This window comes from Streptomyces sp. AB3(2024) (assembly GCF_041862025.1).
Classification (GTDB): domain Bacteria; phylum Actinomycetota; class Actinomycetes; order Streptomycetales; family Streptomycetaceae; genus Streptomyces.
Genome location: NZ_JBGWAB010000101.1, coordinates 1 through 13,230, shown reverse-complemented (window position 1 = coordinate 13,230; position 13,230 = coordinate 1). Strand labels below are relative to the sequence as shown.

Sequence of the window (13,230 nt, the reverse complement as noted above, 5' to 3'; positions counted from 1 at the left end):
TCCTCCTGTGGTTCAGGGATACGGAACGGGACAGGTGGTGCTGGTACGGGTTGCGCCGGCCGCGGCGGGCGGCCCCGGCCGGCGCGACCCGGGCTCATGGGGTGGGTGCCGTCAGGACAGCAGCGTCCAGCTCTGGCCGGGGGCGGCCCCGTTGGGCTGGTTGGTGAGGACGGTCGAGCCGGCGGTGGCCTGCGGGGAGTCCAGGACCAGGCCGGTGGCGACATTGGTGATCGTCAGCGCTCCGGTGCTGGTGTTCTGCATCACCCGCCACTCCTGCCAGGGGTTGCCGGGCGAGTAGTTGAGCAGGTAGGCGCTGCCGCCGGCCGAGACGCCGGCCGCGAGCACGGTGTGCTGCTGGCTGCTGTTGTTGCAGTTGTCGCTGATCCGGACGGTCCCGTCCGGGTTGGGGGTGAAGGTCCACTGCTCGGAGGTGTGGTCGCTCCACCAGGTGTTGATGTCCGCGTTGCCGCCGACCCGCGCGGCGCAGGTGCCCTGGACCTCCAGGGCCAGGCCGCCGGTGCCGCCGGCCGCGATGGTGTGGTAGCGGCCGTCGCCGATCACTGCGGCGGGGATGGTGGTGGGCAGCGGCTTGAGTCGGTACATGGCGACGCCGTGCGCGGGGACCGAGGCGCTGATCGTCCCGGTGACGTTGCCTGTGGCGCCCGTCCACAGGTCCTTGGACGAGTAGCCGGGGCCGGTCAGGCCGAGGGCGCTCAGGCTGGTGGAGACGGTCTGGGAGTTGTTCGGGTCCTGGTTGATCAGCAGGACGGCGGTGTCACCGTTCGCCAGCTGCCGCTTGAGGACGAGCGGGGCGGTGCTGCTGTTCGGCGGGTTGCCGACCAGGGTGGCGGGCTTGGCGAGGGTGTCCTGGTCGACGGCGATGACGTCGGCGTTCTTGTAGACCGCCAGCGCGCTGTCGCTGATGCCGGTGGACCAGGTGAGGCCGTTGTAGGTGTGCTGGGAGTCGGCCGCGCTGCGCAGGTCCGCGCCGGAGATGAGCGGGGAGGCCATCATGGCCAGGACCGACATCTCGCTGCGCGACTCGGTGTCGGACATCGGCTTGTGGCAGGTGCAGGTGTCGGTGGTGCCGTAGACGCCGTAGGGGTTCAGCCAGCCAGCGAACATCATGTCCATGTCATTCCAGCTGCCGGGCCTGACGTTGCCCGGGTACTGCAGCGCGGTCTGCAGCTGGCCGTTGTAGAGCACGCCTTCCAGGTCGGGGCCGCGGTCGCCGCCGATCCGGCACAGGTTCGCTACCTGGCCGCACCACACGCCGGTCGGCGCGTATCCCTGGGCCTGCCGGGCGGGCGTGCCGGCCGCGGCGATCACCGGGTCGGTCCGGGCCGGGTCGTCGGACGCCAGCAGATGGGGCACACCGGTGTGCACGGGCTGAGCCGAGACGCTGAGCGCCACGCGCGGCCGCCCCTGGGCGGCGGAGGCGGCGTCCAGGGCCCGCCGGAAGTCCTGGGTGCGGGCGTAGACGGAGCGGGTCAGCTCCCTGCCCTCGCCCTGGGTGTAGTAGTTGTAGCCGTCCGGACCGGTGATCTGCGGACCGTAGGGGCAGTCGTCGTACTTGACGAAGTCGACGCCCCAGGCGACGAAGTCGGCGGCGTCGGTGGACTCGTGACCGAGGCTGCCGGGGTGGCCCTGGCAGGTGGTGTACGTGTCGGTGGCGTAGAGGCCGAACTTCATGCCCTTGCTGTGGGCGTACCAGGACAGGTATTGGATGCCGTTGAGGGTCTGCCCGTTGACGGTGTGTGCCGGGAAGTGGTCCGGGTCCGGAATGAGATGACCTGTCGTCATGTCGAATCCGGTGCCGTCGGTGCCGCTCACCGGGTTGCGGTTGGCGTCGTACAGCTGCATCGCACCGTAGGAGGTCTTGACCAGGTCGGTGGTCTGGCCGTCGCGGTGGGAGAGCGACCACCCGTCGTCGATGGTGACGGTGTCGTAGCCGGCCGCGACCAGGCCCTTGGACGACATGAAGTCGATCGTCTGGACGACCTGTTGCTGGGTCACGCCGGTGCCCAGGGTGTTCCAGGAGTTCCACCCCATCGGGGGGGTGAGGGCGAGTCCGTTGTCGAGGGCGGCCGCGGGGGTGGAGGTGGCGACGACGGCGGTGAGGCCGGACGCCGCGAGTGACAGCGCCGCGAGGGTGTGCAGCAGGGCACGGGACGTGGGTGGACGCATGGGGAGCTCCAGGTGAGCGAGTGGGGCGCGGGGCGTCGCGTTTGATTCTGTTGAATCCATCCCCAGAGGCGACGGCTGGAGGAATTTTCAAACAGAAAGCAACGCATGGTAGCCAGCCGTGGCGGCAGTACTCAAGGCCTCGCACACGGCGTCTTCACGAGCTTGTCCGCGAGCCACATGCCTTGACAGGCCGTCACGCGGTCGCATCAGCCGCGATCGGAGGCGAACGGTCCGTCAAGCACTGGGCCCCGTGGGGGTGCAATGGCGAGAACGCCCAAAGGGGAGTCAATGCGCTGCGCGCCACCTCGGTGCGTGGAGACGACATCATCGCGATCGGGCTCGGCGACTGTCCCGCCTGCAGGGACAGGGCGGCTGGAAAGCCTGCCGGCATGAGGGCGGCCCTGTTCATCAACGGCGGGGATGCCGGTGTGCTCGCCGTCCAGGCCATGTATGACAACGTCAAGGCCGGCCGGACGATGCCCGCTGAAGCCTTCGCCCCCCACCGCCGTGATCGACCCCGGCAACTGGAGGAGCTCCGCGCTCGCCTGTGGTTGAGCGTCTGACGCTCCGACAATTCGGCGACGGCGCAGAACGGGCACAGGGGTCTGAAACGAGCAACTCATGAGCAACGCGCGCAAAATCCCCCCGCCGCCCCCCACGGAAACATCACAAGCGGGTATCGGCCCGTCAACACCCTTGACCTGGCAGTGCAATAGCACTGTGATATGTCACGTCGCGTTTGAGCATGTTGGATTCTGAGGGTTTGACGGGCCCTCAGGAGTTTGCACGGTGGAGTCAGGTGTTCCTTCCCGGCTGCGTCCGCCGAGATCGCCCGGTGCTCTCGCCGGGGCTGACAGCCCAGTAGTCGCCCGATCGAGCTCTGCCCTTTCTTTGCACCCCCACTCGCGTCGAGGCCGCGCTGCGGTGTCGGCGCAAAGGAGCGTCCCCCTCATGTTCAGTACCATCAACCGGCGTGCCGCCGCAGGCCTGCTGCTCACCCTGGGCCTGACCACCACGGCTTGCTCCACCGGCCAGGAGTCCGCCTCCGGCGCCGCCTCCGTCGCACCGGCGAGCGGGAAGATCTCGATCACCTACCTGCAGAAGCAGGGCGACCAGGAGTACTTCATCGGCGAGGCGGCCGGCGCCAAGGCCAAGGCCGCCGAACTCGGCATCGACCTCAAGGTGGTGAACCTCGGCAACGACGCCAACAAGACCGTCGGCGAGGTGCAGTCCGCCATCGCGCAGAAGACCAACGGCGTGATCATCGTCGTCCCGGACCCGGCCGTCGGCCCGCAGGTCGTGCAGACCGCCAAGGACGCCAAGATCGCCCTGCTCACCTCGGACGACCAGGTCTGCGCCACCGGCCCGGACCCGGCGAAGTGCGCCAAGTCCGACCTCGTTCCGCGGATCGGCTTCTCCGGCGCGCAGATGGGCGGCGAGGTCGGCAAGCGCGCCGCCGAGGAGTTCAAGAAGGCCGGCTGGAACCCCGCCGACACCCGCATCATCTCCGCCTGGAAGCAGGACGTCACCGTCTGCGGCGACCGGGTCAAGGCCGCCAAGGACGCTTTCAACACGGCCGTCACCGGCGTGCAGAACATCGACGTCGCCACCGACAACACCCCCACCGGCGCACAGGACAAGGTCGCCGCCACCGTCACCGCCAACGCCGGCGTCAAACACTGGGTCGTCTGGGGCTGCAACGACGAGAACGTCCAGGGCGGCGTCACCGCCCTGCAGAACGCCGGCGTCAGCCCCGCCGACATCGACGGCGTCGGCCTCGGCGCCTACCTCGCCTGCAAGGACTGGAGCGGCGGCAAGCCCTCCGGCATGAAGGCCGCCCTGTTCATCAACGGCAAGGACGTCGGCGCCCTGGCCGTCCAGACCATGTACGACCGGCTCAAGAACGGCAAGGACATGCCGGCCGAGGCGTTCGCCCCCACCACCATGGTCGACGCCTCCACCTGGAAGAGCGCCGGCGTCAGCTGCAACTGACCACTTCTCCACGGCGGCCGCCCGGTGGGGCGGGCGGCCGCCTCCACTCCTTCGTTCCATGCATGAGGTGACCCAGCAGTGAGCAGAGCACGCCGCTCGACCCCGGACCGCCGCCCGCCCGAGCCGCCTCGGCCTTCCGGCACCGGGGCGCGGGTCGAGGGCATCACCAAGCGATTCGGGGAGGTCCAGGCCCTGAGCGACGTGACCCTCGACTTCCCCAGCGGCAGGGTCACCGCCCTCATGGGCGAGAACGGGGCCGGCAAGTCCACTCTGCTGAAGATCCTCACCGGGGACCATCGGCCCACCGAGGGCCGCGTCCTGCTCGACGGGCAACCGGTCGACCCGCGTTCCCCGGCGGAGGCCCGGGCCGCGGGCATCCGGATCATCCCGCAGGAACCCGAGATCATTCCGCACGTCTCGGTCGCCGAGAACGTCTACGCCGGTTCCCTCCCCCGGGCCGCCGGCCGGCGCCTGGACCGTGCCGAACTGCGTCGTCGCATCACCGCCGACCTCGATCGCCTCGGCTTCGCCGGAGTCCTCGACCCGGATCTGCTCGGCTCCCAGCTGACACCCGCCCAGCGCCAGTTGGTCGAGATCATGCGGGCGCTGACCGGTACGGCAAGGGTGATCGCGTTCGACGAGCCGACCTCCTCGCTCTCCGAGCACGAGGTCGACGCGCTGTTCGCGCTCATCAATCGCCTGCGTGACCAGGGCATCGCCGTCATCTACGTCTCCCACCGGATGCAGGAGATCTTCCAACTCGCCGACCGCATCGCCGTCCTGCGTGACGGTGCCCTGGTCGGCGTCCAGGACGCCCGGACCACCACCGAAGACGACCTGGTACGCCTGATGGTCGGTCGCGACCTGACCGCGATGTTCGTCCGCCGGCCCGTCGCCACCGACCGGGTCGTCCTGGACGTCCGCGACCTGACCACCGACCAGGTACGCGGTATCGACCTGCGCGTCCACGCCGGTGAAGTCGTCGGCCTGGCCGGCCTGATCGGCGCCGGGCGCTCCGAGCTGGCCCTCGCGCTCGCCGGCGACCTGCCCATCCACAGCGGCAACGTCACCCTGGACGGCCGCCCGCTGCCGTCCAGCGACCCCGGCGCGGTGATCCGGGCGGGGCTCGGCCTGGCCCCGGAGGAGCGCAAGGCCCAGGCCCTGTTCCTGCACCGCACGATCCGCGACAACACCTCGATCGCCGTCCTGGAACGGCTGCGGCGGTTCCGGTTCGTCAAGCGCGGCGCGGAACGCGAGCTCGCCCAGGAGTACACCGACCGGCTGCGGGTGCGCACGCCGTCCATCGAGCACGAGGTCCGCAAGCTCTCCGGCGGCAACCAGCAGAAGGTGGTGCTCGCCCGCTGGCTGGCACGCAAGCCGAAGGTCCTGATCCTCGACGAGCCCACCCGCGGCATCGACGTCGGCGCCAAGGCCGAGATCTACCAGATCATCGCCGGCCTCGCCGAGGAGGGCGTCGCCGTGCTGGTGATCTCCTCCGAACTGCCCGAGATCCTCGGCCTGTCCGACCGGATCGTCGTCATGCAGAACGGCCGCATCACCGGCGAACTCGGCCGCGCGGACGCCACCGAGGAAGCCGTCCTCAACCTGGCCATGGCCGACGACATCAGCACAACCGTCTCAGGAGCAACCTCATGACCACCGCCACCACCCCGCCGACCCTCTCGGCCAGCAAAGGCCGCGACCTGTCCGGCAAGCGGCCGTCCCTCGTCAGCGCCATCGGCGGGCAGAACCTCAGCCTGATCGGCGCCCTCGTCGCGGTGCTGGCCGTCTTCGGGGCCCTCAACCACAACTACCTCAGCCTCACCAACATGCAGGTGATCGCCGAGGCCGCCACCATCACCGGCCTGCTCGCCATCGTGCAGACCGTCGTCATCATCTGCGGCGGCCTCGACATCTCCGTCGGCTCCCAGGCCGGCGTCGCCTCCGTCGTCAGCGCCATGGTCTTCACCAGCGCCGGCTCCAACCCCTACATCGGCATGGCCGCCGCCATCGGCGTCGGCATCCTGATCGGCATCCTCAACGGCGCGATCATCGTCTACGGACGGGTCAACCCCACCATCGCCACCCTCGCCGGCCTCGCCGCCTACAAGGGCCTCGCCCAACTCATCTCCGACGGCCGCGCCCAGGGCTACGTCCTCAACAACGCCGTCTTCGTCTTCCTCGGCCGCGGCAAGATCGCCGGACTCCCGGTGATGGTCTGGATCCTGATCGCCGTCGCCGTCGCCGTCCACGTCCTGCTCAAGTACACCGACATCGGCCGCAACATCTACGCCATCGGCGGCAACGACACCGCCGCCCGCCTGGCCGGCATCAACATCAACAAGTACCTCGTCGCCGTCTACGCCCTGATCGGGACGGTCGCCGCCATCGCCGGCATCCTCCTCACCGCCCGCACCGGCTCCGGCCAACCCACCTCCGGCAGCGAAGGCCTCGAACTCAAGGCCATCACCGCCGCCGCACTCGGCGGCTGCGCCCTCAAGGGCGGCAAGGGCGGAGTCGGCGGCACCCTGCTCGCCGTCGCCCTGCTCGGCTGCCTCGAGAACGGCCTCACCGTCCAGGGCATCAACTCCTTCTGGCAGAACGTCGCCCAGGGAGCCCTGCTCGTCGTCGCCGTCGTCATCCAGCAACGCCGCAACGGCGAACGAGCCATCGGCCTCCCCGCCTGACAGTGATGATGTTCATGAGCGTCTCCCGGCGGGGTCCGCCCCGCCGCCTGACTGACCGTGGGTCCTCAACGCGATCTGTCGGCCCACCCGGGAGTCACTCGTGTGCATCCACCGGCCCGGCTTGCGTGACTGATCGCCTGGGACGTGAACGTCGACTCCACCGTCTGCCGGGCCCACCAGCACGTCGCCGGAGTGGCGAGAGGCTGCCTCTATGGTTTTCGTCAAGCCGTTGCGCCGCTCGGCGCGGGAGGCAGCGGAGTGTCGGCGGCGCGAGCGCCGTTGAGCTCGGCGGCCTGTGCTGGGACGACTGGCGTGGCCGGTTTGCCCGGGTCGGTGTAGTCGTGGGCGGAACACTGCACGGCTGCCACTTCGCTGGCTTTGGGGACTTCCCGGATCACTGCGCGGATCGCGGCGATGATCTGGGTGACGGTGTCCTGGGTGGCGACCGCGTCGTCCAGCACGGTGGGGTCCAGCGCCCGCCGGTGCTTGCTCTTCAACACCCTGGTGGCCCTGATGCCCTCGCGCACGGCCTCGAAGACCCGGTTCGGCCGGGTAGAGCGGGCCAGCCGGCGGCGGAAGTAGGCCAGCAGCGACGGGTCGAACGCCATGTCGTGCAGACTCAGCCCGCACGCGGCCTTCCGCCGCAGGTCACACCGCAGTTCCTGAACCGTCTCGAAGTCCGAAAGGCCGTGCAGTGCCTGCACCGTGATCGCCTCGGCCAGGATCTGCGGGGGCATGGAGGGCCGCCCGTTCGCCGACGGATTCATGTTCGCGAACATCGCCGCCGGGAACAAGCGGCCATGGTGCTCGGCCAGGAACGCGAACACGCTCCCGACCGGGATCAACTCCCGGCAGGTGGTCTCCCACACATCCGGCCCGACCGTCTCCCCGACCCACTCCCCTTGCACCACGGCAACGAGTCTGGCCCCGCCACTGACGCGGCGCGGCCAGAACCCGACATCTTCATCAGTCTTCTAGTCGCGCTTGGCGGGCTTCTTGCCGATCGGGTACTTGGCGGGGTACTTGCCGCCGGGGTGGTTGCCCTTGCAGCCGCCGTGGTCCTTGTCCTCGCACGGTGCGCAGGCCACCAGTGTGAGGGTGTTGCTGGTCGCGGTGACCTTGGTCCCGTCGGGTGTGGTACCGGTGACGGTGGCGGTGTCAAGGAACACCGCATGACCAAGGACGTGATCGCGCTCACCGAGCGCATGCCGGACGCACTGAGCGTCCTGGCGGGCCTGCTGGCGGGCGGCCCGGACCTGCGGGTCGGGACCACCGGCGAGGGTGCCGTGGTCCAGCTGTGCGACGCCGAGGGCCGGCCGCTCGTCTCGATCGAGGTCCCGCTGCTGCTCCAGGTGCCGGGCGAGGCGGCCCGGCTGCTGGGGCCCGGCGCCGAGCCGTCCGGTGACGGCCCGGTGTGGTGGGTCGAGGCCCGCGCCGCCGTGGGCGTACCGAAGGCCGAGCAGCTCGCGGGTGCCTTCGCGGCCCGTCTGACCACGCTTCTGGGCGGCCGGGTCTGGCCGCCGGACGCCCCCGCACCGCTGGTGCGGCCCGCCCGGTCGATCTCTCGGACGTTACGGCCGTACCGGCCCCAGCCGCCGCCCGGCCGGCCGTGGACATGCTCACCGAGCAGGCAGCCGTCATCCTCCAGGACCGGCCGGTCATCCCCATGACAAGCTGGCTCTCCGATGCGCTGCGGGCCACCCTGGAGAGCGAACGGTCCCTGCAGATCGTCACCCCGCCGCACTGCCGCCTCTCCCTGTCCACCGCCATGCTGCTGCAGTCCACGCCCTCGCGCTGGGTGGTGCAGGACGAGCGGTGCGGCTACTACGACGGGCAGACCGGCGCGGTACTGCGCTGGCAGGACGGCGTCTTCGCCCCGGACCGGGACGAGCGCGGGGAGACCCCGGTGGCGGATGCCTTCACGGAGGTGCGGCCCACCGGTGAACGGCAGCTCATCCTTTCCTTTCGCACCCTGCACCGTCCCGAGGCGGACCTCGTCCTCGGCGGAGCGCTGGAAGCCGCCTGGCGGGCGCTGACCGGCGGTCCGCCGACCGGCTGGGGCACGTCGGAGCCGGCCGGTCTGCCCTGGTCACGGCGGAAGCTGACCGACCTGGCGTACGAGCGCGCGCCCCGGCCCACCTGGACGGTGGTCGTCGGCACCCCTGACCGGCCCGCCGTCGCCACCCTGCGCGTGATCCGCACCCCGGAGGGTGTGGAGGAGGACGTCACCCTCACCCTGGGCTACGGCCTCGATGAGAAGGCGGTCCTGGAGGCGGCCCTGGAGGCGCTGCCGGAGCTGGCCGGCGAGCTGGTGACCCGGCACGGGCTGAGGACCATGATGTGCCAGATGCGCGAGGCGCGCCGGGACCTGAGCGCCCCGCCCCGCTTCGAGCACCCGCCGCTGCCGTACGCCTTCGTCCTGGGCCCGGCGGAGGTCCAGGAGGCGGGGCACGACACCGCAAGCCGGACACCGCTGGAAGAACGCCCGGTGCAGCTGGGCCCGAACGCCCGGCCCGGCTTCTACTACCGCCTCGGCGACGGCGAGACGGGCGAGAGCTGGACCGCCCTGGAGCAGCTCGTACGTCATCTGCGCGGGGCGACAGCGGGCTAGCTTGGCTCTGTCGGGGATCTTGGAGTCCCCCAGTGCGGCAGCATGATCAACGGGCATGCTCGGCCTGTTCCAGTGACCGACGCAGTCGTCGAGGTGCCCGTTGTCCCTCCGCCCCCGTTCCGGTGAGCAAGTCCCCTCTCTGACCGCACAGATCGCGCGGGCGAGCAGCCCAGGTGGCACCACAGCGATGTGGGTGAGGGACCGGCTGGACGGGCTGTGGCGCGACGAGGACTTACTGCTACCCCCGCGTGACGGGCGTCCGGGTCTCTCGCCTGGTCAACTGGCTACCGTCTGTGTGCTGCAGTTCCTGCTCGGCCTGTCGGACCGGCAGCCCGCCGAGGCGGTCCGCTGCCGCATCGACTTCAAGTACGCGATGGCCATGGAACTGGATGACCTCGGGTTCCACCACAGCGTGCCGGCTGATTTCCGCGACCGTCTCGCCGAAGGCGACCGTGCTGACCGCCTCCTCGACCTCGCGCCGGCCCGCCTCAAGGAGGCAGGCCTGGTGCACGAGCGCGCCACCCAGCGCGCCGATTCCACCTACGTCCTGGCCGAGGTGCGTGACCTGACCCACCTGGAGCTGATCACCGAGGCGGTCCGCGCCGCCTTGGAAGAAGTCGCCGACACCTCCCCTCAGCCGCTGGACGAGCTGGTCGATGAGGACTGGGGGCGCCGCTACGGCCGACCAGTCCGCCTGGGCAAGAACCCCACCAAGCCCAAGACCCGGATCCTCGCCACCGGAAACGACGCCGTCCGGCTCTTGGAGCACCTCTACCGGCACGGAGCAGACCGCACGTCCGGCCCTCGCATCCAGGCCCTGCGCCAGATCATGCTGCAGAACTACCACCGTGACGCCGCGGGACACCTGCGCTGGCGCACCGCCGAGAAGGAAGGCGGGCCCCGGGCTGCCGCCACCGCGCGGGCCGGCTGGTCGGTGGTGGTCACGGCAGGTCGACACCCCTGATCCTGGCCCGCTTGGGCCGCAAGTCACCGCGCCCGGCGGCTCCTCGGGCGGCGGTGGCGTTGATCTGGGCGTTGACGGAGGCCGATGCCGGAGAGGATTCCGGCGATGCGGTTGGCGGCTGCGGCTACGGCGTTAATGGCGAACTGCATGGCACCTACGAAGAAGCCGTAGAGGGCTTGCCCCCTGCTGGCGAGGCGGCGATGGTCGCGTTGGGGAGGAGGCCCATGGCGGCAGGCGGCGAACCATGCCGTCTGAGTGCGACCATGATCAAGGCGTGACTATTGCACGTCGCTGACCTGCCGAGAGAGACCCCGGCCCACGCCGGGCGCTCGCCCACCTCTGCATCGACAGTGCGAGGCAGCCAGCAGGCGAGGCTCGACGTCAGGCCCAGAAGGCGTCGGTGACGGTGATCTGGGGGTCGGCGTGGCGGCGAATGAAGGTGAAGATGAGCCAGCCGCGGCCTCCTGCGAGGTCGGCGATGTGCGGGCCACCCGGGCTGGTCGAGGCCAGGGGGCGGACGGTGATCCAGTGCGGCAGGGACGCATCGGCGTCGATGCCCCGGTAGTAGGGGTCTTCGGCCGTGATCAGCTCGGCGCGGGCCGAGAGCACCAGCCGCTTGCCGTCCTCGGGCAGGCTCTCGAATTCCTGGAGTGCCTCGGCCGTCCAGTCCATCTTCCAGGGCGGGCGTGGGAACTCATCGATCACCGGCCGGGCTCCACGGCGGCCGCCTGGCGGCGCAGCCGGCTGTACTCGGCCAGGAGCCGAGCGGATTCCTCGGCGTCTTCCGACTTGGCGGCGCGGGCTTCAAGGTCGCGCAGGTGTGCTTCCAGGCCGGGGTCGCGGGCGATGGCGTACTGGGTCCACCACAGGCGCATGAAGGCAGGTACCGGAGTGAGGTTGAAGGCGTCCCCGATCGCGCGGCGCCAGTGCGCCTCGAAGTCCGGCAGCAGATGCGGGGCGTGCTCCTGGATCGCAAGACGCAGGGCCTGCGGGGTGCGCTCGGGCATCGGCGGCACCCGGCGGGGTTGGTCCCCGCCGGGGCCGTCGAAGTGGATGGGCTGCGCTGTCATGACGAAGGGACTCCTGGTCTGCGTCGGTTTCAGGCCGCGTCCTGGTCGGCGCCGGGGGCCGACACCTGCTGTGCCATGTACTGATCGAACCACTCGGCAGGCACCAGGTAGGCCAGGGTCTTGCCCTTGCGGGTGATCGCGGCGGGCTCACCCGCGATCCGCGTGCGGTCGAGGATCTCACCCATCTGCTTGCGGAGGTCGATCGTCGTATACGTCTTCGGCTCCATACCCGCACACTACCCCCAAGTATCATAGTTGCGATAGTTGAGGGCAGCCTGTGAGACCTCGCTCCGAGCCTCCCTGCAGGCCGGCAACACCGTGGCAGCGACCGCCCGCAGGCCCGAACAGCTCGACGACCTGGTCGCCGAATTCGGCGACCGCATCGCCCCGATCGCGCTCGACGTGACCGACCCCGCAGCCGCGAAGGCGGCGCTGGAGGAGGCCAGGAAGCGCTTCGGGCGCATCGGCGTGCTGGTTAATAACGCCGGATACGCTAACGCCTCCCGATCGAGACCACCGACGACGAGGACTTCCGCGCCCAGTTCGAGACGAACTTCTGGGGCGTCTACAACGTCACCAAGGCGGCCATCCCCCTGCTGCGCGAGCAGGGCGGCGGGCTGGTCATCCAGTTCTACTCCATGGGCGGCCGGGTCGGCGGCTCACCGGGCATCGTCAGGCGGCGAAGTTCGCGATCGACGGCTTCAGCCAGGTGCTGCGCGTGAAGACCGCACGTTCGGCATCCGGCTCGTCGAACCAAGCGGGTTCCGCACCGACTGGGCCGGCTCCTCCATGGCCGTGCACGCCGTGCCCGAGAGCTACGAGCCCACCGTCAGCGCCATCGACCGGCACATCCGACAGAACACCGAGGGACCGGCGGGCGACCCGGTGCGCGCCGCAAAGATCCTCGTCCGGATGGCGAAGCGCCGCGACGCCCCGACCAACCTCGCACTCGGTGTGATGGCATCGGAGGGCTCCATGGCACAGAACCGGCGGCTCCTGGGGCAGGAGGGGAAGTGGAGCACCGTCGGTCGGTCCGCGGACTTCTCGGAGGCCTACCCCGCGGACTTCCCGAAGTACACGGCTGCCTAGCAGGCGGACGCGCCGTTGACGGCCTCGCCCGCACAGCAGCTGTGCCGCGCCGGGGCCGTGCTCCGGGTTCGGGCCCTGCGGTATTCGAACAGCGATCACTCACAGCACTTCCTGATGGGAGCGGATCCGCCGCGAGTTACTTCAGGTAGAGAGCAGCCAGACGCGGCAGGCGGCGAGCCATGTCGTCTGAGCCCGGGAACTCCAAGACCATGAATCGCTGCCCGGCACCGGCTGACCGCATGCATGATGCCCGCATGCGTGCGGGCATCATCCATGCCAACACCGTAGCCCCTACCACGCCAGCACGGGTTCACGGGACGGCCTGCCTGCGGCCGGGCACTCCTGTTCAGCTATCGGTCACTGTAAACGTCGCACCGCGTCGGGCACTTCGAACCGGGCGGGTCCGGGATGCGGTCGGCCGGACAAGAGGGTCGTACGATCCGCTTCATGTCGAATAGTGCTGAACATATGAAATTGCGTGCTTTGCACTATCGGGCGGGGCTCGCATGCGGGAACTGCGGGGGGGGGTGCCCCTATGTCTTTGGTCAAGGTGGTCGGGTGGCAGTGTGGCTGTCATGAGTGATGACGTGCCTGTTCGAGAGTTGGTAGTCGAGGGCATGCGGCCGTGCG

The 13,230-nt window shown here is 69.9% G+C and carries 13 protein-coding genes and 3 pseudogenes; 10 read left to right on the top strand and 6 right to left on the bottom strand.

Annotated features, from left to right (window positions below; all coding sequences use genetic code 11):
• Positions 1–111 precede the first annotated feature (111 nt).
• Positions 112–2,187 carry an alpha-galactosidase gene (locus ACEPPI_RS29745; protein ID WP_373918361.1) on the bottom strand — a complete coding sequence of 692 codons (2,076 nt, stop codon included), beginning with the start codon at positions 2,185–2,187 and terminating at the stop codon, positions 112–114.
• Positions 2,188–2,576: 389 nt separating this feature from the next.
• Here ACEPPI_RS29745 and ACEPPI_RS29740 point away from each other — a divergent pair, with 389 nt between their 5' ends.
• The 4 genes from ACEPPI_RS29740 (at position 2,577) to ACEPPI_RS29725 (ending at position 6,866) form a co-directional block, all read left to right on the top strand.
• On the top strand, positions 2,577–2,750 hold the full coding sequence (locus tag ACEPPI_RS29740; RefSeq protein WP_373918360.1) for a hypothetical protein: 174 nt from the start codon (positions 2,577–2,579) through the stop codon (positions 2,748–2,750).
• Between the two features lie 388 nt (positions 2,751–3,138).
• Positions 3,139–4,179, top strand: coding sequence for a substrate-binding domain-containing protein (locus ACEPPI_RS29735; protein ID WP_373918359.1), 1,041 nt, complete (start codon positions 3,139–3,141; stop codon positions 4,177–4,179).
• A 78-nt stretch (positions 4,180–4,257) separates the two neighbouring features.
• Positions 4,258–5,835 (top strand): sugar ABC transporter ATP-binding protein, encoded by a 1,578-nt coding sequence (locus ACEPPI_RS29730; RefSeq protein WP_373918358.1) that lies wholly within the window; start codon positions 4,258–4,260, stop codon positions 5,833–5,835.
• Positions 5,832–6,866: an ABC transporter permease gene (locus ACEPPI_RS29725; RefSeq protein WP_373918357.1), complete on the top strand. Its 1,035-nt coding sequence runs from the start codon at positions 5,832–5,834 to the stop codon at positions 6,864–6,866. Before ACEPPI_RS29730 ends, ACEPPI_RS29725 begins: the two co-directional genes overlap by 4 nt.
• Before the next feature lie 314 nt (positions 6,867–7,180).
• Here the strand turns inward: ACEPPI_RS29725 and ACEPPI_RS29720 are convergent.
• Both ACEPPI_RS29720 and ACEPPI_RS29715 read right to left on the bottom strand, forming a co-directional pair.
• Positions 7,181–7,735, bottom strand: a pseudogene (locus ACEPPI_RS29720) (transposase); the annotation flags it as partial.
• Positions 7,736–7,840: 105 nt separating this feature from the next.
• Positions 7,841–8,035 (bottom strand): hypothetical protein, encoded by a 195-nt coding sequence (locus ACEPPI_RS29715; RefSeq protein ID WP_373918356.1) that lies wholly within the window; start codon positions 8,033–8,035, stop codon positions 7,841–7,843.
• A gap of 3 nt (positions 8,036–8,038) precedes the next feature.
• Between ACEPPI_RS29715 and ACEPPI_RS29710 the strand changes: the two are divergent.
• From ACEPPI_RS29710 to ACEPPI_RS29700, 3 genes and pseudogenes are all read left to right on the top strand, one after another.
• Positions 8,039–9,477: pseudogene (locus tag ACEPPI_RS29710) on the top strand (DUF6177 family protein).
• A 295-nt stretch (positions 9,478–9,772) separates the two neighbouring features.
• The gene (locus ACEPPI_RS29705) at positions 9,773–10,441 is read left to right on the top strand and encodes a transposase (protein ID WP_373918355.1); all 669 of its coding nucleotides are present in this window, start codon (positions 9,773–9,775) and stop codon (positions 10,439–10,441) included.
• A 53-nt stretch (positions 10,442–10,494) separates the two neighbouring features.
• Positions 10,495–10,719, top strand: a complete 225-nt coding sequence (locus ACEPPI_RS29700) for a hypothetical protein (protein ID WP_373918354.1) — start codon at positions 10,495–10,497, stop codon at positions 10,717–10,719.
• Positions 10,720–10,822: 103 nt separating this feature from the next.
• On the opposite strand, the gene ACEPPI_RS29695 is transcribed toward ACEPPI_RS29700, so the two are convergent.
• The 3 genes from ACEPPI_RS29695 to ACEPPI_RS29685 are packed head-to-tail and all read right to left on the bottom strand — an operon-like array spanning position 10,823 to position 11,738.
• On the bottom strand, positions 10,823–11,146 hold the full coding sequence (locus tag ACEPPI_RS29695; protein WP_373918353.1) for a hypothetical protein: 324 nt from the start codon (positions 11,144–11,146) through the stop codon (positions 10,823–10,825).
• Positions 11,143–11,511, bottom strand: a complete 369-nt coding sequence (locus tag ACEPPI_RS29690) for a DUF6247 family protein (protein WP_373918352.1) — start codon at positions 11,509–11,511, stop codon at positions 11,143–11,145. The genes ACEPPI_RS29695 and ACEPPI_RS29690 overlap by 4 nt, the downstream gene beginning before the upstream one ends.
• 29 nt (positions 11,512–11,540) lie before the next feature.
• Complete coding sequence (locus tag ACEPPI_RS29685; RefSeq protein ID WP_373918351.1) at positions 11,541–11,738, bottom strand: type II toxin-antitoxin system prevent-host-death family antitoxin; 198 nt, start codon at positions 11,736–11,738, stop codon at positions 11,541–11,543.
• 37 nt (positions 11,739–11,775) lie between these two features.
• Between ACEPPI_RS29685 and ACEPPI_RS29680 the strand changes: the two are divergent.
• From ACEPPI_RS29680 to ACEPPI_RS29670, 3 genes and pseudogenes are all read left to right on the top strand, one after another.
• A pseudogene (locus ACEPPI_RS29680) lies at positions 11,776–12,075 on the top strand (SDR family NAD(P)-dependent oxidoreductase); the annotation flags it as partial.
• Positions 12,018–12,233 carry an SDR family NAD(P)-dependent oxidoreductase gene (locus tag ACEPPI_RS29675; RefSeq protein ID WP_373918376.1) on the top strand — a complete coding sequence of 72 codons (216 nt, stop codon included), beginning with the start codon at positions 12,018–12,020 and terminating at the stop codon, positions 12,231–12,233. The pseudogene ACEPPI_RS29680 and the gene ACEPPI_RS29675, both read left to right, overlap by 58 nt.
• Positions 12,234–12,300: 67 nt before the next feature.
• The gene (locus ACEPPI_RS29670) at positions 12,301–12,600 is read left to right on the top strand and encodes a hypothetical protein (RefSeq protein WP_373918378.1); all 300 of its coding nucleotides are present in this window, start codon (positions 12,301–12,303) and stop codon (positions 12,598–12,600) included.
• Positions 12,601–13,230: the final 630 nt, after the last annotated feature.